The sequence below is a fragment of the Rhodococcus oxybenzonivorans genome (assembly GCF_003130705.1).
Lineage (GTDB): Bacteria > Actinomycetota > Actinomycetes > Mycobacteriales > Mycobacteriaceae > Rhodococcus_F > Rhodococcus_F oxybenzonivorans.
The window spans coordinates 836082-859939 of the sequence record NZ_CP021354.1 but is presented as its reverse complement, the minus strand read 5'-3'; the positions used below and the strand labels follow the sequence as shown (position 1 = coordinate 859939).

Annotated in this window: 25 protein-coding genes; 8 read left to right on the top strand and 17 right to left on the bottom strand. The window is 66.7% G+C overall.

From position 1 onward, the window contains the following. Positions 1 to 153 precede the first annotated feature (153 nt). Positions 154 to 678, top strand: a complete 525-nt coding sequence (locus tag CBI38_RS04160; RefSeq protein ID WP_109326649.1) for a C40 family peptidase — start codon at positions 154 to 156, stop codon at positions 676 to 678. On the opposite strand, the gene CBI38_RS04155 is transcribed toward CBI38_RS04160, so the two are convergent. The 5 genes from CBI38_RS04155 to CBI38_RS04135 are packed head-to-tail and all read right to left on the bottom strand — an operon-like array spanning position 657 to position 4621. Beyond that, positions 657 to 980, bottom strand: a complete 324-nt coding sequence (locus CBI38_RS04155) for a hypothetical protein (protein ID WP_109326648.1) — start codon at positions 978 to 980, stop codon at positions 657 to 659. The genes CBI38_RS04160 and CBI38_RS04155 overlap by 22 nt on opposite strands. Then, the gene (locus tag CBI38_RS04150) at positions 977 to 2209 is read right to left on the bottom strand and encodes a DUF58 domain-containing protein (protein ID WP_109326647.1); all 1233 of its coding nucleotides are present in this window, start codon (positions 2207 to 2209) and stop codon (positions 977 to 979) included. Before CBI38_RS04150 ends, CBI38_RS04155 begins: the two co-directional genes overlap by 4 nt. Further along, the gene (locus CBI38_RS04145) at positions 2206 to 3162 is read right to left on the bottom strand and encodes an AAA family ATPase (protein WP_109326646.1); all 957 of its coding nucleotides are present in this window, start codon (positions 3160 to 3162) and stop codon (positions 2206 to 2208) included. Before CBI38_RS04145 ends, CBI38_RS04150 begins: the two co-directional genes overlap by 4 nt. Then, positions 3159 to 3641, bottom strand: coding sequence for a hypothetical protein (locus CBI38_RS04140; protein WP_109326645.1), 483 nt, complete (start codon positions 3639 to 3641; stop codon positions 3159 to 3161). The genes CBI38_RS04145 and CBI38_RS04140 overlap by 4 nt, the downstream gene beginning before the upstream one ends. After that, complete coding sequence (locus tag CBI38_RS04135; protein ID WP_109326644.1) at positions 3623 to 4621, bottom strand: DUF4129 domain-containing protein; 999 nt, start codon at positions 4619 to 4621, stop codon at positions 3623 to 3625. Before CBI38_RS04135 ends, CBI38_RS04140 begins: the two co-directional genes overlap by 19 nt. 260 nt (positions 4622 to 4881) lie before the next feature. On the opposite strand from CBI38_RS04135, the gene CBI38_RS04130 reads away from it, so the two are divergent. The 3 genes from CBI38_RS04130 to CBI38_RS04120 are packed head-to-tail and all read left to right on the top strand — an operon-like array spanning position 4882 to position 7792. Further along, entirely contained in the window at positions 4882 to 5265 is a 384-nt protein-coding gene (locus CBI38_RS04130) for a hypothetical protein (protein ID WP_109326643.1), read from the top strand. 39 nt (positions 5266 to 5304) lie between these two features. Then, positions 5305 to 5589 carry a DUF1490 family protein gene (locus tag CBI38_RS04125; protein ID WP_109326642.1) on the top strand — a complete coding sequence of 95 codons (285 nt, stop codon included), beginning with the start codon at positions 5305 to 5307 and terminating at the stop codon, positions 5587 to 5589. Between the two features lies 1 nt (position 5590). After that, positions 5591 to 7792 carry a heavy metal translocating P-type ATPase gene (locus tag CBI38_RS04120; RefSeq protein ID WP_109326641.1) on the top strand — a complete coding sequence of 734 codons (2202 nt, stop codon included), beginning with the start codon at positions 5591 to 5593 and terminating at the stop codon, positions 7790 to 7792. A 21-nt stretch (positions 7793 to 7813) separates the two neighbouring features. Here the strand turns inward: CBI38_RS04120 and CBI38_RS04115 are convergent, their stop codons facing one another. The 11 genes from CBI38_RS04115 to CBI38_RS04070 are packed head-to-tail and all read right to left on the bottom strand — an operon-like array spanning position 7814 to position 19009. Continuing rightward, the gene (locus CBI38_RS04115; RefSeq protein WP_109326640.1) at positions 7814 to 9289 is read right to left on the bottom strand and encodes an ABC transporter ATP-binding protein; all 1476 of its coding nucleotides are present in this window, start codon (positions 9287 to 9289) and stop codon (positions 7814 to 7816) included. Beyond that, positions 9286 to 10125 (bottom strand): ABC transporter permease subunit, encoded by an 840-nt coding sequence (locus CBI38_RS04110; RefSeq protein WP_230990081.1) that lies wholly within the window; start codon positions 10123 to 10125, stop codon positions 9286 to 9288. Before CBI38_RS04110 ends, CBI38_RS04115 begins: the two co-directional genes overlap by 4 nt. Further along, positions 10122 to 11066, bottom strand: coding sequence for an ABC transporter permease (locus tag CBI38_RS04105; RefSeq protein WP_230990080.1), 945 nt, complete (start codon positions 11064 to 11066; stop codon positions 10122 to 10124). Before CBI38_RS04105 ends, CBI38_RS04110 begins: the two co-directional genes overlap by 4 nt. After that, positions 11063 to 12640, bottom strand: coding sequence for an ABC transporter substrate-binding protein (locus tag CBI38_RS04100; protein ID WP_109326639.1), 1578 nt, complete (start codon positions 12638 to 12640; stop codon positions 11063 to 11065). Before CBI38_RS04100 ends, CBI38_RS04105 begins: the two co-directional genes overlap by 4 nt. A 54-nt stretch (positions 12641 to 12694) precedes the next feature. Then, positions 12695 to 13531, bottom strand: coding sequence for a class I SAM-dependent methyltransferase (locus tag CBI38_RS04095; RefSeq protein ID WP_109326633.1), 837 nt, complete (start codon positions 13529 to 13531; stop codon positions 12695 to 12697). Next, complete coding sequence (locus CBI38_RS38815; RefSeq protein ID WP_230990079.1) at positions 13528 to 14022, bottom strand: MFS transporter; 495 nt, start codon at positions 14020 to 14022, stop codon at positions 13528 to 13530. Before CBI38_RS38815 ends, CBI38_RS04095 begins: the two co-directional genes overlap by 4 nt. Beyond that, a complete protein-coding gene (locus tag CBI38_RS38810; RefSeq protein WP_230990078.1) occupies positions 14010 to 14786 on the bottom strand; it encodes an MFS transporter in 777 nt (258 codons plus the stop codon). The genes CBI38_RS38815 and CBI38_RS38810 overlap by 13 nt, the downstream gene beginning before the upstream one ends. Further along, positions 14783 to 15808, bottom strand: coding sequence for an enolase C-terminal domain-like protein (locus CBI38_RS04085; protein WP_109334842.1), 1026 nt, complete (start codon positions 15806 to 15808; stop codon positions 14783 to 14785). The genes CBI38_RS38810 and CBI38_RS04085 overlap by 4 nt, the downstream gene beginning before the upstream one ends. Then, on the bottom strand, positions 15805 to 16884 hold the full coding sequence (locus tag CBI38_RS04080) for a pyridoxal-phosphate dependent enzyme (RefSeq protein ID WP_109334841.1): 1080 nt from the start codon (positions 16882 to 16884) through the stop codon (positions 15805 to 15807). Before CBI38_RS04080 ends, CBI38_RS04085 begins: the two co-directional genes overlap by 4 nt. Further along, positions 16881 to 17723, bottom strand: coding sequence for a hypothetical protein (locus tag CBI38_RS04075; protein WP_109326630.1), 843 nt, complete (start codon positions 17721 to 17723; stop codon positions 16881 to 16883). The genes CBI38_RS04080 and CBI38_RS04075 overlap by 4 nt, the downstream gene beginning before the upstream one ends. Continuing rightward, complete coding sequence (locus CBI38_RS04070) at positions 17720 to 19009, bottom strand: ATP-grasp domain-containing protein (RefSeq protein WP_230990077.1); 1290 nt, start codon at positions 19007 to 19009, stop codon at positions 17720 to 17722. The genes CBI38_RS04075 and CBI38_RS04070 overlap by 4 nt, the downstream gene beginning before the upstream one ends. Positions 19010 to 19293: 284 nt before the next feature. Between CBI38_RS04070 and CBI38_RS04065 the strand changes: the two genes are divergently transcribed. The 4 genes from CBI38_RS04065 (at position 19294) to puuE (ending at position 23118) form a co-directional block, all read left to right on the top strand. Continuing rightward, positions 19294 to 19533, top strand: coding sequence for a hypothetical protein (locus tag CBI38_RS04065; protein ID WP_109326629.1), 240 nt, complete (start codon positions 19294 to 19296; stop codon positions 19531 to 19533). 317 nt (positions 19534 to 19850) lie between these two features. Continuing rightward, positions 19851 to 21098, top strand: coding sequence for a DUF6986 family protein (locus CBI38_RS04060; protein WP_109326628.1), 1248 nt, complete (start codon positions 19851 to 19853; stop codon positions 21096 to 21098). A gap of 83 nt (positions 21099 to 21181) precedes the next feature. Then, entirely contained in the window at positions 21182 to 22177 is a 996-nt protein-coding gene (gene alc, locus CBI38_RS04055) for an allantoicase (protein ID WP_230990076.1), read from the top strand. Further along, positions 22174 to 23118, top strand: coding sequence for an allantoinase PuuE (puuE, locus tag CBI38_RS04050; protein ID WP_109326624.1), 945 nt, complete (start codon positions 22174 to 22176; stop codon positions 23116 to 23118). The genes alc and puuE overlap by 4 nt, the downstream gene beginning before the upstream one ends. 44 nt (positions 23119 to 23162) lie before the next feature. Here the strand turns inward: puuE and CBI38_RS04045 are convergent, their stop codons facing one another. Continuing rightward, on the bottom strand, positions 23163 to 23564 hold the full coding sequence (locus tag CBI38_RS04045) for a serine recombinase (RefSeq protein WP_109326623.1): 402 nt from the start codon (positions 23562 to 23564) through the stop codon (positions 23163 to 23165). Positions 23565 to 23858: the final 294 nt, after the last annotated feature.

The following is a 23858-nucleotide window of genomic DNA, read 5'->3' as shown; positions in this document are numbered from 1 at the left end:
ACCGTACCGGCGCTTCGGCGCGGATATCAGCAAATGCCAAGCACACTCGCGCGACACTTTGTACGCTTCCCGTGACGCAACATGGGCGTGCACCGCCGGGGGAACAGGTGGTGCACGCCTTCCACGGAGCAGGAGCAAACGAAGGGGGACTCCGTGTCCCAGCGCAGGCATCTTCCCGTACGACGCGCAGTGGTAGCGGGAGCACTGACCTTCTGCGCGGCCGCCCTGACGGCGTTTCCCTCCCATGCGGCACCGGTCGCCGGCAGCGCCGACAGTGGAAGCACAGCGGGCAGTTCCAGCGGATCCGCAATTCTTCCCACACCGATCCCGACGCCCACCGGTCTCGCCGCGCTGGCGGCAGCGGTCACCCAGACCGGTAAGCCCTACCTGTGGGGCGGAACGGGCCCGGATGCCTGGGACTGTTCGGGACTCGTGCAGTGGGCATTCCGGCAAGCGGGGGTCAGGCTTCCGCGCACCACATGGGAGCAGGCCGAGGTGGGCGCCCGGATTCCGCTGTGGGCTCTGGCTCCCGGCGACATCGTGGTTCTCAATCCGGATGCGTCGCACATCGGTATCTATGCCGGCTTCGGCCAGGTCTTCAATGCCTACGGACGCGGAGTGCCTGTGGGCCTTGCCCCGCTGTCACAGTTCCACATCTACAGCATCCGCCGATTCTGAGCGGTGCTGCGTTTTCGAACGTAGGGAGCCGCGGCGATGCAGAACAACACCACGACGGCAACCGGTCCGAGTAACGACCACCATCGCGGACCCACCGGGACTGTGGTGACGAGGTAAGCAGTAGCACCCGCCACTGCCGCGCACACCATCAGCGTCCGGAATCCGGGTGCCGGTCCCGTAAATGCGACGAGAAGCAGCGCGGTTGCCGCGATACCCGCCGTCGCGGCTGCCAGAACGGATGCATCACCCAGGACGAGTGCGACCATCGCTCCCTGCACTGCCAGAACTGCGGCCCACTTCATCTGGCCACCCCCTGAGGGCGCTGGGCTCGATCCGCCAGAGTGAGGGCGAGATCTAATGCCGAGTCGTCTTCCCACGCGACCACGGGGACACCCAGAACGCTCATGTTCCGGTACATGTTCCGCCGTTCGAGCTTCCACATCCGGGCGGACATCTGATCGAGTTCGACCTCGAACGGCGGACCTCGCAGTACGTCGACGGCGACGACGACGTGGCCCCGGCGGCGCAGCTCGAGCAGCGACAGCGCGAAGTTGGTGTCGAGCATGGTGGAGAAGGCGATCACCACGGCAGTGGGTGGTAGCGCTGCCCGCGGAACAAGGGTGCCACCGGACGTGCCGCCGGCGTCCAGAACAGTGTCGAGGATGCGGTAGAACTGGCGACGGCCGATGTCGGCACCGAGCCATCGCAGGCGCGAGCCACTGACCACCACCCCGGCCCGATCTCCCCGTTGCAGTGCCGATTGCACCACCTGGGTGGCGCCACGGACGGTGCGCTGCAGGCTGTCCGCTGCGGGGCCGGGCGCCTGCGGCGTGGTGTCGAGTACTGCGACGACGTCGGCTGCGCGGTCCATGATGCGCTCCGTCACGTGCAGTCGCCCGCGTCGGGCACTGACCCGCCAATTGATGCTTCGCAGTGGATCTCCCGGTGCATGCGGCCGGATGTCACCGAATTCGACGCCGGACCCGTACCGGCGGGTGCGGTGCGCTCCGATTCGGTCGGGAAGCGCGCGATGGGGCAGCGGGGTCGGTAGCGGCGGCGCCAGCGGAAATACCCGGAGTTCGGTCACGGGTACCTCGAGTGCTGCGCTGAGCAAACCTCCGCACGCCTGCGCCGTGATGTGCAGTGCGGGTTCGTAGCGACCCCACCGGTGGGCGGTGATCCGATACCCGTCGCCGACGTCGTCGACCGTGTAGCCGTCGGAGCGCGCAGGCGACACGTCGAGCCGCGCGCCGCCGCCGACCGTCGTCACCTCGGCTGCACACTGCACCGATTCCGATTCGAAGCACCGCAACGCGGGAGTGTTCGATCGGACGCGGATTCCAGTTGCCCGCGGCGGCAACCACACCACCGCGCCGAGAGCACCGAGCATCGGTGCCGCGAATGCGATCAACTCCCACCAGCGGCCCACCACGGCGACCGTGAGCGCGACGGCCGCACAGGTCGCGAGGATGCGGGCGGCGGGCGACGCCCGCCACGTCAGGTCGTGCCGGGTGAGAACGTGCTCGGTCATCGTGCCCTCGGCACGGGCAACCGTCGGAGCAATTCGGTCAGGACATCCTCGCTGCGGACACGCCGCACCCACATTTCCGGTCGCAGACTGATCCGATGGGCGACCGCGGGGACTGCCAGCGCCTTGATGTCCTCCGGAATCACGAAATCGCGCCCCGCGAGGAGCGCCCGGGCCCGGGCCAACTGCACCAGGTCCAATTCGGCACGTGGGCTGGCCCCCACTTCTACCTGCGGATGCTGACGGGTGGCGTTCGCGAGAGCGACCACGTAGCCGAGGACGTCACGATGGACGCTGACCTCCTCGAGCGATTCGCGCATCGCCTGCAGATCCGCGGCGTCGACCACCTGCTGGACCACCACCGGAGCCGATCCCCGGTCGAGACGGCGTTGCAGCATCTCCTGCTCGTCCTTCTCGGTCAGGTACCCGAGCCGCAACCGCAGGGCGAAGCGATCGAGCTGGGCCTCGGGCAACGGATACGTGCCCTCGTACTCGATGGGATTGTCGGTGGCCAGCACGATGAACGGTCGCGGCAGGATCCGCGTCGTGCCGTCGACACTCACCTGCCCCTCTGCCATCGCCTCGAGTAGAGCAGCCTGGGTTTTCGGCGGGGTGCGGTTGATCTCGTCGGCCAGGAGAAGGTTGGTGAAGATGGGACCGGGACGGAACTCGAACCGCCCTGACGGCATGTCGTAGATGGTGGCGCCGAGCAGGTCGGCAGGCAGCAGGTCCGGGGTGAACTGCACGCGGGTGAAGTCCAGCCCGAGTGCGGCCGCGAACGACCGGGCAACCAGAGTTTTTCCCAGCCCCGGCAGATCCTCGATCAGTACGTGGCCACCCGAGAGGACCGCGAGCAGGATCGACGTCAGTTCGTCGTGTTTCCCCACCACGGCACGTTCGACTTCCGCCAGAACGGCCTGAGCGCGGGCGGTGGTCATCTGGGCGGGGAGGGTCACAGCAACTCCAACCGTTGAAGTATCCGGTCGAGCACGTCGCGACCGGGGCCGGGTTCGGTCCGGTCGGAACGGCGGACGTCGTCGGGATCCACCCACTGCCACAGGTCACCGAAGAACACTCGCCCGGCGGCGGTAGTCGCGGCCGGGTCGACGCCCTTTCGCTGCCCGGTGGACTGTTGGAATTCGCGGGCAAGCAGTGGACGCAGATGGTGGTCCCAGTCTCCGCGGGTGCCGTCCGCCCAGCTGATCAGCGACTCCGTGCGCGTCAGCCAGCGGCTCATCGCCTCGGCCCGATCGGCTTCCGGACCCGCCACCACATCGTCGTCGTCCTCCTGCGACATCCGCCGCCGAACCTCGAAGAGCACGAGGGCGGTCACGGCCCCCGCCACCACGACCGCAACGTTGTCCCGACCGGATACGACGAGCGGAATCTCCACGGCCAGTACTGCCGCGATCCCGATCACGGCAATGGCGAGCACGTGTTGCTCCCGAGGTCATTCGCACGGCGCTGCGCCCCGACATCGTCCAGCACACGCCTGAGCAGGTCGACCGCCTCAGCGCGATGACGTTCGTCCATCGGATGCCGGCTGAACCGGGCCTCGGCGAACAGACGAACCAACGGCGCTGCAGCCTCCGAGCGCAGCACACCGAGTTGCACCGCCCGGGCAAGCACTTCCGACGGCGTATCCGAATCTCGGGGTTCGGCGCCCGGCGCCCGCCGAAGGGCGTCTTCCATGGCGGCGTAGCTGGCGATGATGGCCTCCCGCGGCGGCATCTCCGTCGTGACGACCGCCGCGAGACCCTCCTCCGCGGCACGCACCAGTGACTGCGCCGCGGCCGAGGCGGTGTCGATATCGACCGGAGTCGGTACCTCACGGCCCACGACCACAGGGCGTCGGGCCGCCGCACCCAGTATGAGCAAGGTGACCAGCACGGGTCCGACTATGGCTGCGGCAGTCCATAGTTCGGCTTGATCGCTGCGGGCTTGTGCGCTGTCGGACGTGGGACGCAACGCCTCGGGCGGAGTGGCTTCGGACGGTGATTCGGAGTTGCCCCCGGACTCGGTGGCGGCCGGAGCCTCCCGGGCGGGGGGCTCGTTGCCACCGGCGGAGCCGAGGAGATACGCGGCGATCACGAGGACACAGGCACCGGCCGTCCACGCGAGGATCTGTCTGCGCGACTTCGCAGAGAATGCCCGCTCGACCGCATCGGCCGGCGGCTCACCAGGGGCCACCCGGGGGCGCCCACCTTGCAGAGCAGCCGCGAGTGCGATCGCCGCGATCACGACTGCGAAAACAGCAATGACGATCAGTGCCCGAGTGGCACCCGTTCCCGGCTCGGGAGCGCTTCTCCCGGCATCCGAGGCGGGCACCACTCGTACGGCAAGCGTGACCGTCGCTACGGCCGCGAGCAGCGCGGCCGTGTAGATCGCTGCACCCGTCACACGGCGGTTCGACATACCCCATCACTCCCGAAGTACTTCCCATCGTCGCACGCAGGCGCCGGAACGGCAGGCATTCCTCCCGGATTCGGCGGGGCCGTGCGGCCGCTGGTCGAGTCGCAGAGATCGTCAACTTGCCGCGAGACGGTCACGTGGGAGAGACAATGACGTATGTCAGAACCAGCGGCCCTCGGCTCCCGGCCGAACCGCTGATCCTTCACCGCGAGGGCGTACTCCTGACCGTGATCTGTTGACCCTGCGACGCAAAGGATCGACTCATGATTCGATTTCTCCTCCGGGCCGTCATCTTCCTCGGCTCGGCAGCGATCGGCCTTCTCGCGGCGGTGTGGCTTCTGCCCGAGGTATCGATCACCGTCGCAGGATTCATCGGCACTGTGGTGCTCTTCGCGTTGGCGCAAAGCATCCTCGCGCCCTTCATCACCAAAGTGGCCGAACGAAACGCTCCTGCTTTCCTCGGGGGAATCGGTTTGGTATCCACCTTCGTCTCACTGGTGTTGGTCAACCTGTTCGGTGCCATGTCCATCTCCGGGTGGCAGTCGTGGGTTTTCGCCACACTGATCGTGTGGCTCGTCACCGCCATCGCCACGCTCGTCCTCCCGCTCATCTTCTTGCGCAACAGAGTCGAAGAAGCGAAACACTAGTCTTCGTGCGATTTCGAGCTGTGGGTGCGACCATGGGTCATGGCCCTTCACATGCTGCTCGCCAAAGCTGCCTCCACCGTGGTCACCGGCGCTGTCGGTGTCGCCGCGTACAACGCGGCCCGCAAAGCGGTCGCGAAGGCGCCCTTCCACGAGACTGCGGTCACCGTGACCGCGTGGGGACTGCGCGGGACCCGGAAGGCGGAGGAGGGCGCGGAGTCGGCAAGGCTGAAGGTGGCCGACGTCATCGCCGAGGCCAAGGGCAGGATCGGCGAGGAAGTTCCCCCGCCGGCGGAGCCGGACACCGGTCACGGTCACACACACTGACATGTCCGCCGAGCCGGCCACGCACATCTCGCACGATGTCGCAGTCCTGTCGGATGCGGCGGGCAGAATCCGCGTGCATCTGCCGTGGCTCCGCGCGAGTGTGGGACGGGCCGTCGCCCTGGAAGATTCGATAGAAAAGCTCGCCGGGGTGCGTGCCGTGCACGCCTATCCGCGGACCGCGTCGGTGGTGGTCTGGTATTCGCCGAAACGGCTCGATCGCACCGAGTTGCTCGACACCATCGCTGCAGGCGAGGAGACGCCCTGGGCGCTGGTCCCGGACCGTTCCCCTCGCTCGGCCGACGTCGGTAACGCCGACATCGTGCGGATGGCCATCGGCGGCGCCGCCCTGCTCGTGCTCGGAGTCCGCCGATACGGACTGCGCCGCGCACCTCTACTCGGCCCGACCAGCCGCGTGTTCGCCACCGGCGCGACCATCTTCACCGGCTACCCCTTCCTCAAAGGAGCACTCCGCACTCTGACCGGAAACCGCACGGCGGGCACCGACGCTCTGGTCTCCGCCGCGACGGTGGCCAGCCTGGTTCTCCGGGAGAACGTGGTGGCCCTGACGGTGCTGTGGTTGCTCAACATCGGTGAGTACCTCCAAGAACTCACCCTGCGCCGCACCCGGCGCGCCATCTCCGATCTCCTCAAGGGCACTCAGGACACCGCGTGGATTCGTCTGGCCGACCGCACCGAGGTTTCGGTGGACGTCGATTCGCTGCAGGTGGGGGACGAAGTCGTGGTCCACGATCACGTCGCGATACCCGTGGATGGTGTCGTGGTGGAGGGTGAGGCGATCGTCGACCAGTCCGCGATCACCGGTGAAACACTGCCGATCGCCACTTCGGCCGAACACCTCGTGCACGCGGGTTCGGTGGTGCTGCGCGGACGGCTCGTCATCCGGGCCACCGCGGTGGGCAACGAAACGACGATCGGACGCATCATTTCGCAGGTCGAGCAGGCTCAGGAGCACCGCGCCCCGATCCAGACCGTCGGTGAAAATTTCTCCCGCCGTTTCGTGCCGGCATCTTTCGCCTTGTCCGCGCTGACCCTCGTCCTGACCCGTGATGTCCGCCGCGCCATGACGATGCTGTTGATCGCGTGCCCGTGCGCGGTCGGTTTGTCGACGCCGACGGCGATCAGCGCCGCCATCGGCAACGGTGCCCGGCGCGGCATCCTGATCAAGGGCGGATCGCACCTCGAGCAGGCCGGATGCGTCGACGCGATGGTCTTCGACAAGACCGGCACTCTGACCATCGGTCGCCCCATCGTGACGAATGTGGTTGCCTTCGCCAAGGATTGGGAGCCGGAACGGGTCCTTGCCTATGCGGCGAGCTCGGAAATTCATTCCCGGCATCCACTCGCCGAGGCGGTGATCCGCTCGACCGAGGAACGGCACATCGTGATCCCGCCGCACGAAGAGTGCGAGGTCCTCGTCGGCCTCGGTATGCGCACGTGGGCGGACGGGCGGACGCTGCTCCTGGGCAGCGAAGGATTGCTGCGCGACGAGAATGTGCGCGTGTCGAAGCGCGCCGCCGACTGGGTACGCAAACTCCAGCAGCGGGCCGAGACGCCGCTGCTGTTGGCGGTCGACGGCAAGCTGGTGGGGCTGATCAGTCTCCGTGACGAGGTGCGGCCCGAGGCGCTCGAGGTGTTGTCACGGTTACGGGCGGACGGTATCCGAAGGATCGTGATGCTCACCGGCGACCATCCGATGACGGCCGCGGCGGTGGCTTCGGAACTGGGCATCGACGAGTGGCAGGCCGAGGTGATGCCGGAAGACAAACTCGACGCGGTTCGCCGTTTGCAGGACGACGGGTACACCGTCGCGATGGTCGGTGACGGCACCAACGACGCGCCGGCGCTCGCCGCCGCGAACATCGGGATCGCCATGGGCCTGGCCGGTACCGACGTCGCCGTCGAAACCGCCGATGTGGCGCTGGCGAGCGACGACCTGCGCCGCCTCCTCGATGTCCGCGACCTCGGTGCCCACGCGGTCGCATTGGTTCAGCAGAACTACGCGATGTCCATCGCGGTCAATGCGATCGGCCTACTCGTCAGCGCCGGCGGCGCCTTGTCTCCCGTCCTCGCCGCCATTCTGCACAACGCCTCCTCCGTCGCCGTCGTCGCCAACAGCTCCCGCCTGATCACCTACGAGCTGCAACCTACCCGCCCCGGAGTCGGCAGCAAGTCCGCTTCCTAGCCACCCGATCGACGAGGTCGGTCACCGTTCACCGTCCGATGCACCCTGCCGCACCGCATCCGTCATGTCGACCACGTCGTCGGCAATCGCGTCCACGACTGCCGCGTCGTGGCTGATGACCAGCAGAGAGAGGTCGTGTGATCGGGTGAGGCTCGTGAGAATGTCGAGCACCCGACGCTGTGCGACGGGGTCGAGTCCTGTCGTCACCTCGTCGCAGATCAGCACTGACGGCTCGGCAGCGAGGGCACGTGCGAGGGCGGCGCGCTGCGCTTCTCCACCGGAGAGTGCAGACGGACGTTCTCGGGCGATCTGCTCGTCGAGTCCCACCTGTTCCAGCGCGGCGTGCGCTGCCGCTGCTGCCGCAACTTCGGTGGCACCGCACAGCCGCACGGCCCCGCGCACGATCTGGTCCCACACGGTCCGGTACGGGTCGAAAGCCGATTTGGCGTCCTGGAACACATAGGCGATCGCGGCAGCGTGCTGCTGCGATCGCCGCTGCGTCGTTCCGGCCACCGGCCGGCCGTCGAGAAGTATCCGGCCGGCGGTCGGCGGGTGCAGTCCGGCCAGCACGCGGGCCACGGTGGTCTTACCGCACCCGGACGGGCCGACCAGCGCTACACACTCGCCCGAATCCACCGAGAGGCAAAAATTCCGCAGCACCGGTGTCCTGCGGTAGCCGGCCGAGACGTCATCCATCACCAATCGACTACCGGTCCGGACAACGGGCCGGTCGGCCGAGCTGTGCCGGTCCGTTCTCGAGTGCGCCTCGATCAGCGCCCGGGTCTGCCCGCGCGCCGGTGCCTGCAGTACCCCGATATCACCGGTCTCGACCACGGACCCGCCGGACATGACGACCACGTGCCGGGCCACCTGAGAGACGGCGTTCAGGTCGTGCGTCAGCAGGAGAATCGTCAGGCCCTCCGCGGCGAGCCGGGTGATCTCGCCCAGGACGGTCGCTCGATTGGCCGGATCCTGCCCCGTGGTCGGTTCGTCCATGATCAGGCAGGTGGGATCGGTCAGCAGGGCTTGCGCGATGACGAGGCGTTGCTGTTGCCCGCCCGACAGTTGGTGCGGGTAACGGCGAAGCAATAGCGGGTCGGTTGGGAACCCGGCGCGCCGCAACGCGTCGGTCACGGACACCTGATGTCCGGCACGGCGAGCGGCACGTTCGACGTCGCGGAGGACTGTGCCGATCCGGAGGGCGGGATCGAGTACCGAAGACGGCTGCTGCGGAACATAGCCGAACCGCACCCCCTCCGCTTGTCGCTGCTCCATCGTCAATGTCACCCCCGCGCGGGCTTCGCCCATCAGGGCCAGTGCCAACGTGGTCTTGCCGCTGCCGGAGCTACCGACGATCGCGGTGACCCCACCTTCCGGAATGTCGAGGTCGACGCTGTCGACGAGAATCCGATCCCCGGTTTCGGCGGTCACTCCCCGCACTCGAATGGCGCTTCGCCTGCCGGGTTCGACACGCGCTACCGGCATCGTCTCGGTCATCTCGAGCTCCTCGAAGCAAATTCCCGCGTCGCCGAACGAGCACCCGCGTCGAACAACACATTCACGCCTATCGCCAGCGCGACGATCATCACCGCCGGAACGAGCACACCCCAGGGCACCAGGGTGATACCGCTGCGATTGCGGTCGATCATGACGGCCCAGTCGGTTCCGGTGGAGTCCGCGGTGAGACCGAGAAAGCTCGCGGACGCGACCAGGTAGATGGCACCGACGAAGCGAAGTCCGGCGTCGGCGGCGAGTACCGGAAGCAACGACCGCCCCAGGTAGCCGATGTTCCGACGCCACCACGTTTCGCGCTGCAGCCGTAGCGCCTGCATGGCCGGAGTGTGCGCAGCGTGCAGGGCCGCGGCCCGCACCAGGCGAGCCGCGTCCGGGAACTGCAGCACCGCCACCGTCACCGTCAGGATGAACACGTTGGCTTCGCTGAGGGCGACCACCAGGAGCAGCAGCATCATCGACGGAATCGAGAGCAGTAGATCCAGAGGGCGCATCAATGTCTCATCCACCGCCCGACGTCGCGAGGCCGCCGCCGCCACACCCCACGGCACGGCGAGCAGGTACGTCAGCACTACCGCCGCGATGGCGACCAGTACCAGGGAGCGGCCGCCGAGCAGCAGCTGGGTCAGCACGTCACGGCCCTCGGAATCGGTGCCGAGGAGCCAGCGCTCGCCCTCGGTGAACGCGGGACCGCGGCCCTCCTCGCGGGCGAACAGCGGACCGAGGAGAGCGAGAAGGACAGGAATCGCGGTGAGCGCCGCACCGAGAAGTACTCGGAAGGAGACGAATCGAAAGAAGGACGTCTTCGCAGTGAAAATCACGCCGTTGCACCTGCCGTGCGATTGAGCCGGAAGGCCACGATGTCTGCGATCGTGTTCACGGTGACGGTGATCGAACCGAACAGCGCCACCAAGCCCATCAACAACGGAATGTCACGGCTACTGACCGCGCTGACCAGAACCTGTCCGAGGCCGCCGAGGGCGAAGACCGACTCGACGACGACAACCCCGCCGAGGAGCCAGTCCGTCACCCGGGCGAGATGCTGGGTGGCCGGGGTGAGCGAACCGGGCAGGGCGTGCCGCCACACGACGCGGCGCAGCGGCACACCGAGGCGCAGGGTGTGCCGGGTGGGCTCGGATTCGAGTGCGGTGATCATCGACGAGCGGACCAGCCGCGCCAGCGAGCACACCGGGCGGATCACCAACACCACCACGGGCAACACCCACAACTCCGGCTGCATCAGCAGTGGCCCGCTCGCCCCGACCGCGGTGGGTGCGAACAACCCCAGCCCCACCGCGAATACCGCCACCAGGATGATCGCCAGGGCGAACTCGGGCGCCGCGTAGAAGGCCACAGCCACGCCTGAGATCACGCGGTCCATTCGTCGTCCCCTGCCGACCGCGGCGGCCACGCCCAGCGCCACGGCCAGTGGAATCAGCACAAGCAAAGCAAGAATCGCCAACGTGAGCGTAGGTCCCAGTGCCGAGGCCAACATGTCCGCGACCGGGCGGCCGGAGATCGCGGACGTACCCAGGTCTCCGCGGATCAGCCCGGTCAGCCAGTCGCCGAACTGGGTGAGCAACGGTCGATCGAGCCCGAGAGTTTCGCGCAACTGCGCGATCCTTCCCGGGTCGGCGTCGTCCGCGGCGATCACCACCGCAGCGTCGCCGGGCAGCACCGAAGCGACAACGAAGACTATGCCGAGCACCCCGAGGACTTGAGCCAGTCCCAGGCCGACCCGCACCCCGGCGTACCGAATCAAGACAGCCAGGCCTTGTCGAAGCGGGCGTAACCCAGGGTGTTGCTGGGTGCGTTCTGTGCCATTCCGGCCACATTCGGCGCCAAGCCGTGCAGGCCGTCGGAAAAGCCCCACACCAGCAGGCCGCCTTCGGTGTACAGCTGTGACTGCATCTGCTTGTATGCGCGGGCGCGCAGCTCCTCATCGGTGGTTTCACTGGCGGTCGCGAACAAAGTGTCGAACTCGGGCCGCCGCCACTGGGTGTAGTTCTTCGACGAGGTCGACAGCATCCTCTGCGCGACGTGCGTTTCGATGGGCATGGCCCCCGACCGGAAACTGGACAGGACACCCTCGTCCAGGGTGCGGGTCCAATAGGTCGAACCCTCCCCGACTTTGACGTCGATGCGCAGTCCTGCGCGTCCGGCCTGTTCGGCGAAGATATTCGCCGCCTCGACGAACCCGTTGGTGGCGCCTGTGGTTTGCAGTTCGATGGTCAGGTTTTCGGCACCGGCCTTGCGAATCAGCGACTTCGCCTCGTCCAGGTCGAGGCGGCGCTGCGGCAGATCACCGGCGTAGTACTTGGCGTCCTTGCCGAAAAGGTCGTTACCCACCACACCCGAACTGCCCAGCACAGTGGAGACCAGCTCTTCGCGGTCGACCAGCGCGAACATCGCCCGGCGCAGATTCAGGTCGTCGAACGGTGGGCGATCCACCTTCATCGCGAAACCCGACATGGAGCTGCGAGGTGAGCGCAGAATCTGCACGCGCGCATCGGTTTCGTAGGTTCGGGCGGAGGTGACCCCGAGGTCGTCGGCGTACTGCACCTGCCCACCGAGTAGTGAGTTGATTCTGGCCGTCTCGTCCGGGGCAGTAAGGATTTCGAGCTCCGTCAGGTGCGGCGCGCCGTCCCAGTATTCGTCGAATCGTCCGGCGACAAAGGACCGGCCCGGCTCGAACGAGACGAAAGTGAACGGGCCGGAGCCGATCGGCGCAGTGAAGTCGGTGGTGCCCTCCGGAATGATGTAGGCGCCGAAAGCGGCCAGCACATTAGCCAGGTCGCCGCAGGGACGGGCGCACACGAACTCGATGGTGCGGTCCCCGACCGCCCTGGAGCGGGCAATGTCGATCACCTCCAGAGAGGCCCGGGGCCGCAGGGCGTTCTTCGGGTCGAGGATCCGTTGGTAGGAATACAGCACGTCCGCGGCCCGCACCGGCCGGCCGTCGTGGAACACCGCGGGGCGCAGCTCCACCGTCCAGATGGTGGCGTCTCCGTTCGGACGCCAGGCGGTCGCGAGCCGCGGGACCGGGCCGAGGTCGTCCCCGTACTCGACGAGCTTGTCGTACAGTGCATTCGAGCGCGCCACATCCGCGTACAGATTGGTCTTGTGGGGGTCGAGAACCTCCTGAGCGCCACCACCCGCGAAGACCGCCCGCAACCGGCCACCGTCGCGTGGAATCGAGGTCGCCGAGGTGGCGGTCTCCCCCGAACCGCAGGCTCCCAGCAGCATGACACCGGCGGCGGCAGCACCGAGGCCGAGGAAGGTCCGCCTGCTGAGGCCAGGTGTCGAGGACAGGATCGATCGGTGGACCGGATTCATCGGTACTTCTCCTTGGAATTCTGCTGAGGGTCTGGGTGTGGTGTGTTGGAGGGGTCAGATTGCTTGCGCGATCACATGCATCCGGTCACCGGACATCGCGCCCTCCCCGATTCGGGCCACGCCGTCACACCCCGATGGGGGTGGCCAGCCGCCGGCGGCACGCGGACCGGGGGTGTCGAACATCGCGCGGACCTCGAAGCCCGCACGGCGCAGATGCCCTCCAAGTTCGAGCGGAAAAAGCAACCGCCATGCCGACGTCTGGACGAGCTCTTCCCCGGAGTCGGGGAGGTGCCAATTCCTGCGGCGGCGCAGCAATTGGGCGGCGTGGTCGATCCAGAGGGTGGTCTCGGCCTGCCAGATGCGGCCCTCCCATTCAACGGACGAGTGGGTCGGGCCGTCGAGTAGTTCCTTGTTGCCCAGGAAGAAAGCGCCGTTGCGCATCTCCGCGACCAGTAGTCCCCCGTCGTGCAGGTGGGCGCGGCAGCACCGAAGGCACGATTCGAGTTCCTCGTCGGTGTGGCAGTACAGCAGGGAGCTGTCCAGGCAGATCACCGCGTCGAACCGCTCACCGACCTCGAAGTCCCGCAGGTCGCCCAGCGCAGCGCTCACCCCGGGATAGTGCCGGCGCGCGTAGTCGACCATCACCGTGGACCGATCCAGTCCGACACAGCGGTAGCCCTGGTCGGCCAGATAACCGAGGTCACGGCCCGTTCCGCAGCCGAGATCCAGCACTGCGGCAGTCTGCGCTCGACGAGGATCGAGACGGCGTGGCAGGTACGCGTGCAGGACGTCGTCGACGAATCGAGCGGCGATGTGGTCGGGGTCGGGGAACCGCGCCTCGTACAGTGCCGGGTTGTCGGTGAGCAGGTTGCTGGTCTCCGCAGCGGTCATGCCTTCACCCCCGTCGGATCGGCGAGCATGTGTCGACGCTGCAGCAGCCAGATACCGACCGCCGATCCCATCCCGAGTGCGATACACACCACTGCACCGGGCCAGCCGTTGCCGATCTCGATGCCGTAGCCGATGAGCGCGTTCCCGCCGGCGGCCGCGACACCGGACACGAGGTAGAACATTCCGAACAGGGTGCCCGAAATGCTGGAATTCCCATACGACGGAATCATTTCCATCACGAAAGGCTGTGCAATCATGATGCCGGCCTCGAGTACCAGGGCGGAAACCACCAGCGGCACCATCGCCAACGTCACCTGCGCCGCAGTGCTCCCGGGGTCGGCCCACAGAGCAGGGAGCATCACCACGAACGCGCCGCCCATCAGGGCCAGACCCGTGGTGATCGCGGTACCGCGGCTGGTTCTGGCACCGAACCACCGGGTGAACCGCACTTGGAACAGCAGGCTGAAAATGGTGGTGCTCAGAAAGAGCACCGCCACCACACCTTCCCAATCCGTGATCCGACCGGCCAGCACCGGATACACCAGATACATCTGGGTCTGCAGGGCGAACATGCCGAGCATGGCGAGTGTGAACAGTACGAATCGGCGGTTTGCCAAGACCGAACCCCCAGCCGCCGAGGACCGTCGTCGTAGACGGTTCGACGGTGTGGGGGGGGCAGGAACCGCAGCTGCGCCAGGGTGAGGGCGGCGAAGATCACCGCCGCAGCGATCGCGACGGTTCGGAAGTCCACTGCCAGCAGAGCACTGCCGATCAAGGGCCCGGAGAGGGCACCTGCCTGCGCGAAGACGTTGAACACCGCGAACGCCTCAGCGCGCCGGGTCGGCTCGGCGACCGCGATGTAGGAACGCACCGCCGGATTGAACAACGCGCCCGCCAGTCCCGACAGGATCGACGCGGCGAGAAGCGCCGGCACGCTTGTGCCGAACGCGAACACAGCGAAGCCCACCGACCGCAGGGCACAGCCCGCAATGATGACACGATGGGGTCCCAGCCGATCGGCGGCGGTGCCGCCGATCAGGAAGAGTCCCTGTTGGCTGAGGGTGCGGACACCGAGGACCAGACCGGTGATCGTCAAAGACAGGCCGAGGTTCCCGGTCAGGTGAAGTGACAGATACGGCACAAGCATGTAGAAGCCGGTGTTGACACCGTACTGGTTCAGCACCAGTAGCTGAACAGACAGCGGAAAGCTGCGCAGCAGCGCGAACGTTCCTGCGGATGATCGTTTTTCGCTCATCGATCGTTTCCTGTGCGGAGCTGTACGCCGAGGCCGGCGCCGTCGTGCGGGCGCAAGGTGCCGTCTGCACCACCCAGCCCGGTCCACGGATCCCATGCGAGTAACAGGTGCCCGTCCAGGTCGCACCACCGGGCGAGCGAGGCGAGATGGACTGCCGGCGCGATGCCCAGTGAGCTGCACACGAGGCACCCGAGCATCACGTCCATTCCGCGTTCGCGAGCCGCGTCCGCGATCTCGCGGGCGTGGTAGACCCCACCGCACTTGGCGAGTTTGATGTTCACGGCATCCGCGAGGCCGACGAGCTCGTCAAGATCGGCACGCGTATGGATGGCCTCGTCCGCGATCACCGGAATACCGGTGCGGCTGCGCAGTTCTCGAAGTCCGTGACGCTCGGACGTCGGCAGCGGCTGTTCGAGGCCCACCACCGGCAAATCCTGGGTGTCCTCGAGCACCTGCAAAGCCGTCGCCAGAGTCCACGATTCGTTCGGATCCACGATCATGTCGTTGTAGGGTGCAGCGCCTGCCACCGCAGCTAGTCGCCGGACCGACTCGGCCCCGTCGGCGTCGGTCTTGACCTTGAGAAGCCGGACACCGCGCCCGGCCACTTCGGCGGCCTCGGCGGCCATTGCCCGTGGCGTTCCGATGCCGAGGGTGCGCGAAATGGGAACTTCCGCTGGAAGCGGCAGACCGAGATGAGCGGCAACCGATCGCTCCTCCGTCAGTGCCCGGAGTTCGGCGACGGCTGACCACACCGCGGCAGCCACCGCCGGGTGTACGGCAGCGAGGACACGGGTCAGCGAAGCCTCGTCTCCGCAGCGCTCCCGGACCCTGCACAACTGTGCTTCGATACGTCCGGCGTCCAGTTCCGCGTACACCGAGCTGACAACCTCTCCGGAGCCGACGAGGTGAGGTGCTGAGCCTGTCACGGTGACCGTGACCGCATCGCGAGCGGACATTACCGAGCGGCTGATTCGGAACGGCCGTGCCAGCTCGAGCGTGCGCGTAGTCCACTGCAGTTTCATGTCGTGACCACCTCCGATCGGTCGCCGCCGCGTCCGCGCGGTGACCGCACCGACTGACATCGGGTCCAGCACAACGTGGGGTCTTCGCAGTCGTCGATCTCGTGCGGCCGCGTGTGCGGTGGGTCCAGCAAGTGATGCCGACGGCACCAGTCGTCGTCGAAGATTGTGCCTAGGTAGCGATCCGGTCCATCGGGAAAGATCGTGATCACGGTGCCCGGCCACGCGGCCGCCGCCCAGCCGGCCACTGTCGCGGCGGCGCCGGTAGACCATCCGCCGGTATGGAAGCCGTCCCGGGCCAGGCTGCGGCAGGCGTGCACGGCTTCGCGGGGACCGACCCAGTGCACTTCGTCGAACATGTCGTACTGAACGTTGCCGGGGTGCACACTGCTACCGAGACCGCGCATGACGCGGCGGGTCGCAGGCTGGCCGAAAATCTTCGACCCCAGCGCGTCGACGCCGATGATGCGCAAATCCGGCCACAGTTGCCGCAACCGGACGCCGACTCCACTGCTGTGCCCACCCGTGCCCACGCTGCACACCAGAACGTCGGCCCGGTCGATCCCTGCCGCAGAGAGCCCGGTGACGATCTCGTCGGCGAGACCGTGATAGCCCGCGGCGTTGTCGGGGTTGTCGTACTGATTGGGCCAATAGGTGTTTTCGTCGTTTGCCAGAATCTGGTGCAGGGCGTCGAGCCGAGCCTGTTGCCAGCCGCCTTCCGGGTGGGGGTCGTCCACGATCTCCAAGGTGGCCCCCAACGCCCGCAACAGGTTCCGCATCGCTGGTTCGAGTTCGCTGTCGACCACCAGCGTCAAAGGGTGCCCGAGCGATTGAGCCACGTACGCGAGCCCAACACCCAATGTGCCGCTGGTCGATTCGACGATTCGCGCACCGTCACGCAACTCCCCACGCCCGCGCGCTCCCACGAGCATAGAGAGTGCAGAACGGGCCTTGAGCCCGCCGAACCCCAGCGCCTCGATTTTCGCGAAGTACCCGGGATGCCGTTGCGGCACGGGCGCTTCGATGCGCACGAGTGGGCTGCGTCCGACTCGTGCGAGCGGCTCGATGACGGTCGTCACGGACACGCCCGATACAGGTGAAGGACGCTGGCGTCACCGGTGAGCCAGAAGAAGGGATACGGTTCGGCCGAGAGGGAATCGACCCCGCGGCCGAGCAGTTCCCGGGCCACCGCCGCTCCGCTCTGCGCGAACAGCGTGACCGGAACCGGCCGTCGTGTCTTCGCTGTCAGCTCGAGCAACCGGTCGAGGGAGCCGTTGCCGAGCATCATTCCGCTGGCCAGCACAGCATCGCAGTCATCGACCCAGGCAGTGAAGTCGGTGACGATCGACTCACCCCATTCGGTGAAGCCGCCCTTGAAGTCGCACGGTACATACTGCACACCGCGCTCGCGGAGGCACGCCAGCAACGAGTTGACCACCCCGATCACCAGCACACGTCCATCCAGAGGCGCATCGACCAGCCCGGTCACGAATCGGGCCCGGGCCATCGAACGCTGCAGCGAAGTCCCCGGTTCCAGCTGTACCGTCTCGGCGCGGGCGTCGGAGGCGTGCGGTCGACGATTGGTCAGGTAGGCATCGAGTGCAGCGACCCGAATGGCGAGTTCCTCATGCTCGAGCAACTCGGCCACATGCATTCCGGCGCAGGCGTACACGACCCTCGGATCAAGTGAATCCGGCTCGACCGCGCACGAGCCCGTCGCCGCACCCACCCGGAGGCTGACCACCTGATTTCGGTAGCCGCCGCTGCGTCCGCTGTGCCGAGCAGCCTGAGACGTGATGAAGGCCACCGAGACCGTGGCGCTGTCCGGAGAGGACAAGTCGGGATCGTTACGGTAGCGGTCGAGGAGCTCGCTGACGGGACCTGACTTGGCCGCGGGGGTCTGTGCAGTCACCGTCACGGCGACACCTCCTCGCCGTAGGTAACGCGGATCGACGACACCAGTCTCTCGGCCAGCGTCCGCGCACCGAACTGCTCGGGCGAGACGGTGATCACGCTGCCGAGGTAGCTGTTGTTGTCCATTCCGGCAGTCGCTCGATGCCCGGGCGACTTGAATGATGACGTAACCACCGAAGGATGGTCCGCGACCGCTTCTGCGCCGTCGATCCTGGCGAGGACACCCTCCTCGGCCGGAACCAACATGCTCACCGCCGCGCTCAGAGGTCGTCGCCCGTCCGGCAGCGTGTCCGTCCGCTGCGCAGAATGCGGAATCCGCCCGAGCGCGAGCTCTACCGCAATGGTCGGTAGGTCGACTCCGGTGACGTGCCTGATCAGCTCGGTGATCTGGTTACCCGCCGGCCGCGGATTGATTTCGATGATGCGCGGTCCTGCTGCCGTGAACCGGAGCTCGGTGTGCACCACACCATGGTCGAGCCCCACCGCACGGATCGCGGTTTCCGCGGTGGTGACCAGATGCGCGCGAGCTTCCCCCTCGAGAGCGGCAGGGAACATGTGCCCGGTTTCGACGAAACCCGATGCACCGCCCAGGCATTTGTCGGTCACTCCGACCGTGTGAATTTCTCCATCGCGAATCCAGCTCTCGACGCTGAACTCCGGTCCGTCGAGAAACTCCTCGAGCAGGACCACAGGATCACGCCGCTGCCCACGCGCATTGACAGCGAACCGACTCAGTTCGCCCGCAGCGGCTTCGAGAGTTTCCCAGTTGTCGGCGCGTCGCACGAACATCCCCGCGCAGAGATCAGTCGGTTTGACGACCAGCGGGTACCCCACTGCCTCCGCGGCAGCACGAAGTCGGGCCGGGTCATCGACCGGCGCAGTAGCGTGGCGAGGTTCCGCAAGACCGAAGCGATCCAGGGCAGCCCGGGTGAGCGCCTTGTTGCATGCGACCCCCACCGCTTCTGGCTCCGGACCCGGTAAGCCCAATGCACCGGCGATCTTCGCGGCGGTGGGAAGGTAGTAGTCACAGCTCGTGAGGACACCATCGATCGGCGTGTCGGCATGGATACGACGAGCTGCATCGAGTGCGGAGGCCAGGTCGTTGGTCTCGGCCTTCACGACCGCACGCCCGAGGCGCAGCGGGTGCGGCGACCCGTCGGGTGTGAACTCCGGGTAGTGCTCCGGTCGCCGGGTCAAGAAGGTGAATTCCGCCCCCAGTTCGGTAATCGACCTGGGCAGCAGAGTTCCCATCGCCCCGACCCAGCTCTCCACCAGCAGTAGGTGCGCCACGGTGACCTCTCCCTCCCTCCTCGGTTCGAACCAGGCCTCACTGATTCAAACCAGGCGAACAATAATGACAATCGTTATCAATAGCAAGAGGAGAACGAGACCGTTCGCTACACGAGAGTGAGATCCGCCGGGTCGATATCTGCCGCCGCACGATCGACGGCGAGCAGCCCGAGAAAAATCGCTGCCACAACCCCTTGCCGCACACTGGAGCGTTTGCTATAACGAACCTACAGCTTCTGCTGTAGGTAACCTGTCAGCAACGAGGGTTCCCGGAGGTCGACGCAATGCTGTGCAGCGAACGCCGATGGTGCGATATCGACTACGACCTGTCGATCGCCGACTCCGATCGACTTCTCGCCGAGGCGCTGACGCCACGCGCCGTGGTGTCGCTGGTACGAGTCGCGATCCGCGCCGAGCGCGTTCCCCCTGCAGGCCGAGTCCTCTCTACGCGAACGGAACTGGCTGCGCAGGCCACGGGAGCGGAAGTCGACGCGACGCAGCGCTCCCCTCCGCGCGGATGGTGACCGCTCGACGAAAAGGGAACACGGAGTCGAAAGGATGGTGATGCCCTAGCGTGAACTTACTTCCCGAGGGCGTTGCTGCCCCGCCCGCAATTTCTTCGCAACCGGCCGGCGCGTGGAGCGGCCCGAATGCCGCAAAAATCCGCCCTGCCACCACTGTGGCGACGACGAGAAGCGGGCCGGGCAGCAACTGACCCTCCTCTCCATATCCTTCACCGTCATCGAACCCCGGCCCGTTTCCCCTGGGCCGGGGTTCTTTCGGGGCAGGAGTTCGGGTCGGCCACTCCTCGCGATGCCGGCATTTCTGCCAAGATCGTGCTGTGAATCCCCAGTACCTCAGCCGGCTCCCGGACAGCGGCTTCGACCGCGTCGACGCCCTCCTCGGGTCCGTCGACACCTCCCTTGCACAACACTTTCCGGGTGATCGTCCGCAGTCTCAGCCCATCCACACCGTCTATGTGAGTGCGGCGGATGCGCGCCCCGACACCCCGCGGCGCTGGTCGGAACAGGCGGTTGCGCTGCTGGACCGCTATGCCGATGCGCTCGAATCCGTCGGAACCACCGGCGCTCTGCCCGATGTCCGCACGGTGTTGCAGAACCGTCCGGTCATGGACTTGCGCATCGACTTCGAGGACGGGTACGGATGGCGGAGCGATGACATCGAGGACGCCGCCGCGCTCGACGCGGGGCGCACACTGCGCCTGCTCTCGTCCGACCCCGACGGCCCGCGATTCCTCGGGATTCGCGCCAAAGGATTGGCGCCCCACGAACGCCGCCGCGGGATCCGCACTCTCGAACTCGTCCTCGAAGGTGCGGGCGGCGTTCCGAACGGTTTCGTATTCACCGTCCCGAAGCTGCGCGCCGCGGCGCAGGTCACCGCTGTCGTGGCACTGTGCGAGGAACTCGAACGCGCCTACGGGTTGCCGGACGGGTCACTGCACTTCGAATTGCAGATCGAGAGCCCCCAGGCCGTCATCGGCCCGGACGGCACCGTCACCGTCGCCAAGGCAATTCATCTCGCGGACGGGCGGTGCACCGGATTGCACTACGGCACTTACGACTACAGCGCGGCCTGCGGTATCGCGTCTCGCTTCCAATCGCTCGAGCATCCGGTGGCCGACCACGCGAAGTCCGTGATGCTGGTGGCGGCGGCCCAGACCGGGGTGTGGGTCTGCGACGGCTCCACCCAGGTCGTCCCGCAGGGCAGCGACGACGACGTCCGCGCCGCACTGTCCCGGCACTACCGGCTCGTCACCCGGTCGCTCGAGCGCGGTTACTACCAGGGCTGGGACATGCATCCCGGGCACCTGATCACCCGCTGGCTCGCCACCTTCGACTTCTACCGGGGTGCCTTGCCCGCCGCGGCCACGCGCCTGCAGGCCTACCTCGATCGGCAGGGCGGTGGCGTGGTGGACGAACCGGCCACGGCACAAGCCCTCGCCACCGTCGTTCTCCGCGGGCTCGCCTGCGGCGCGTTCGACGAGGACGTGGTACTGGCGCAAGCCCCCGGATGCACGGTCGACGTCCTCCACAACCTCGTCGCCCGCGCGGTAGTCCCGGGTACCTGAGCGGCCGGACCCGGTCCGCGACGCTCCGGCGGCATCGCCGACGCCCTACACTTGCTCCACGCCCGATCAGGAGGTACTCCATCGTGACTCCGAACACTCCTGCCCCGCCCAGCTTTCGCAGTCTCCCGGACTTGGCCGTCCGCACGCTCGGCGGCGCGGTCGTGTGGGCGAACGACGAATTGTTCGCCGAGCGTGAGAATCTGATCCGCCCGACAGCCGCCGTGTACCAGCCGGCCACGTTCGGGCACAAGGGCCAGATCTACGACGGCTGGGAGACGCGTCGGCGCCGGATCGCGGGCACCGACGAGGCCATCGTGCGCCTCGGGGTTCCCGGTGTGATTCGGGGCGTGGTGGTCGACACCGCATGGTTCACGGGCAACTATCCACCGGAGATTTCCGTCGAAGCCGCGGCGATCGACGGGTACCCGTCGGCCGACGAAGTGGTCGGCGCACAGTGGACCACCATCGTCGGCCGCAGCCCAGTTCGAGGGGACACCGAGAATCCCTTTCCGGTGGACTCCGAGCGGCGGTGGACGCACGTCAAACTGACCCTGTACCCGGACGGTGGGGTGGCCCGGTTGCGCGTGCACGGCGAAGGCCGTCCGGATCTTCACTTCCTCGACGCCGGACCGGTGGATCTCGCTGCCCTGGAGAACGGGGCGCGAGTGACGTGCTGCTCCAACATGTTCTACGGATCGCCACAGAACATGCTGCTCCCCGGATCGGCTCGCGTCATGGGCGACGGCTGGGAAACCTCTCGGCGCCGAGACGACAACAACGATTGGGTGGAGATTCTTCTCGCCGCTCAGGGCATCGTGTCGCTGGCCGAACTCGACACCTCGTACTTCCTCGGCAATGCTCCCGGTGAGGCGAGTATTCAGGGTCGCGACGGCGACGGCGACTGGGTGGAGCTCCTCCCCCGGACACGCCTGCAGCCGGACACCCGGCATCGGTTCGTCGTCGACAGCGATCAGCCGGTCACGCAGGCCCGGCTCGACATCTTTCCGGACGGTGGCATGGCACGGCTGCGGCTGTGGGGTTCCCTGACCGAAGCCGGTCGGGCAGGGTTGCGGTCATGACCCACGGATTCGACTCCGAATATCCCCGTGACCTGGTCGGGTACGGGCCGAAGCCCCCCGACCCGCAGTGGCCGGGCGGCGCGAAGATCGCCGTCCAGTTCGTCCTCAACTACGAGGAGGGCGCCGAGAGCAACGTCCTCCACGGAGACGGGGCGTCGGAGACGTTCCTGTCCGAGATGGTGGGGGCACAGCCGTTCCCGAACCGGCACATGAGCATGGAGTCGGTATACGAGTACGGTTCCCGCGCCGGACTGTGGCGTGTGCTTCGGGTGTTCGAGCGGCGAGGACTGCCGCTGACGATTTTCGCGGTGGCCAAGGCCATGCAGCGAAACCCCGAAGCCGTCAGCGCCTTTCGTGAACTCGGCCACGAGATCGCCAGCCACGGTCTGTGGTGGAAGTCGTATCAGCTTTCCGACGAGGACGCCGAACGCAAGGACATGGCGGAGGCGGTCGACATCCTGCGCGATCTGACCGGTGAGGCGCCGCTGGGCTGGTACACCGGCCGCGACTCCCCTCGCACCCGGGAACTTGTGGTCGAACACGGCGGCTTCCTCTACGACTCCGACTCGTACGCCGACGACCTGCCGTACTGGGTGAAGGTGGATTCGCCAGGCAAGGGGCTGGTCGACCACCTGGTGGTGCCGTACACCCTCGACACGAACGACATGCGGTTCGCCTCGCCGGGAGGTTTTCCCAGCGGTGAGCAGTTCTTCGCTCATCTACGGGACGCCTTCGACGTGCTCTACGCGGAGGGCGCCGAGGGGGCGCCGAAGATGCTGTCCGTGGGTCTGCACTGCCGCATCGTTGGCAGGCCCGCGCGCACCGCCGCGCTGGAACGATTCCTCGACCACGTGCAGTCCCACGAAAAAGTGTGGGTAGCCAGGCGGATCGAGATCGCCCGCCACTGGCGCAACACGCACCCGGTGGCTCCCAGACGGTGATTCAGTGTGGGTCGACACGGCGGCGGTGACGCGCGCGAGATCCGTTACCGCTCGAACTCCGTCCCTGATGCGCTCGAGCTTGACGTCGTTGCGGAGGTCTCTGCGAGCGGCACGGTCAGACGCCGGCGTAACTTCGCCTGCTGAGCGTCGTCCTTGTACCTGAGGGATTTGCCTGCCTTGGCCACCCGACGTCCGGCGACGGTCAGCATCGGGCGTGGAATCCCGATACCCATTACCGGCACGCCCGTCACATAATTCTCCTTGAAGAGGAACATCGAGGCGTCGGCCACTTCGTCGTTGGTGAGCTTCGTGGCCACCCAGCCGACTTCTGCTCCGATGGCATCCGCGTCCAGGATCGGACTCCGATATCCCTCCGTTGTCTTCGCGAGAAGCCAACGCAGAACAGCGTCACGAACCGCCCACTGACGATCGGTAGCTGCGTTCACATTTCGGTCCTCCAAGTAGATGCGACTAGTGCTGCCATGCACCATAGCCGTGGGTGAGGAATAAGCAAGTCACGTGAAATTTACTGCGCGCCTTGCACCTCGGAGTCACCGACGATCCGTCGTCACGAAGAGCTGAACTGGACTTAATTCTTGTGTTGGGTATGGTCGAGGTCAGTTCGCGGTTGCCGATTCGGAAAGGACCGACAATGGCTGACAAGTCCACCGTCAGAAGTTCGAAACAGTCCGCACGTGCCCTCAAAGAGCGTCGGGGCGGAGAAACGAGAGAAGGCGCTC

Bases quoted from the DNA above. Each gene is read 5' to 3' on its own strand.
- CBI38_RS04155 (WP_109326648.1), bottom strand. From the start codon at position 980: ATGAAGTGGGCCGCAGTTCTGGCAGTGCAGGGAGCGATGGTCGCACTC.
- CBI38_RS04150 (WP_109326647.1), bottom strand. From the start codon at position 2,209: ATGACCGAGCACGTTCTCACCCGGCACGACCTGACGTGGCGGGCGTCG.
- CBI38_RS04135 (WP_109326644.1), bottom strand. From the start codon at position 4,621: ATGTCGAACCGCCGTGTGACGGGTGCAGCGATCTACACGGCCGCGCTG.
- CBI38_RS04130 (WP_109326643.1), top strand. From the start codon at position 4,882: ATGATTCGATTTCTCCTCCGGGCCGTCATCTTCCTCGGCTCGGCAGCG.
- CBI38_RS04125 (WP_109326642.1), top strand. From the start codon at position 5,305: ATGGCCCTTCACATGCTGCTCGCCAAAGCTGCCTCCACCGTGGTCACC.
- CBI38_RS04120 (WP_109326641.1), top strand. From the start codon at position 5,591: ATGTCCGCCGAGCCGGCCACGCACATCTCGCACGATGTCGCAGTCCTG.
- CBI38_RS04115 (WP_109326640.1), bottom strand. From the start codon at position 9,289: ATGACCGAGACGATGCCGGTAGCGCGTGTCGAACCCGGCAGGCGAAGC.
- CBI38_RS04100 (WP_109326639.1), bottom strand. From the start codon at position 12,640: ATGAATCCGGTCCACCGATCGATCCTGTCCTCGACACCTGGCCTCAGC.
- CBI38_RS04095 (WP_109326633.1), bottom strand. From the start codon at position 13,531: ATGACCGCTGCGGAGACCAGCAACCTGCTCACCGACAACCCGGCACTG.
- CBI38_RS38810 (WP_230990078.1), bottom strand. From the start codon at position 14,786: ATGAGCGAAAAACGATCATCCGCAGGAACGTTCGCGCTGCTGCGCAGC.
- CBI38_RS04085 (WP_109334842.1), bottom strand. From the start codon at position 15,808: ATGAAACTGCAGTGGACTACGCGCACGCTCGAGCTGGCACGGCCGTTC.
- CBI38_RS04065 (WP_109326629.1), top strand. From the start codon at position 19,294: ATGCTGTGCAGCGAACGCCGATGGTGCGATATCGACTACGACCTGTCG.
- puuE (WP_109326624.1), top strand. From the start codon at position 22,174: ATGACCCACGGATTCGACTCCGAATATCCCCGTGACCTGGTCGGGTAC.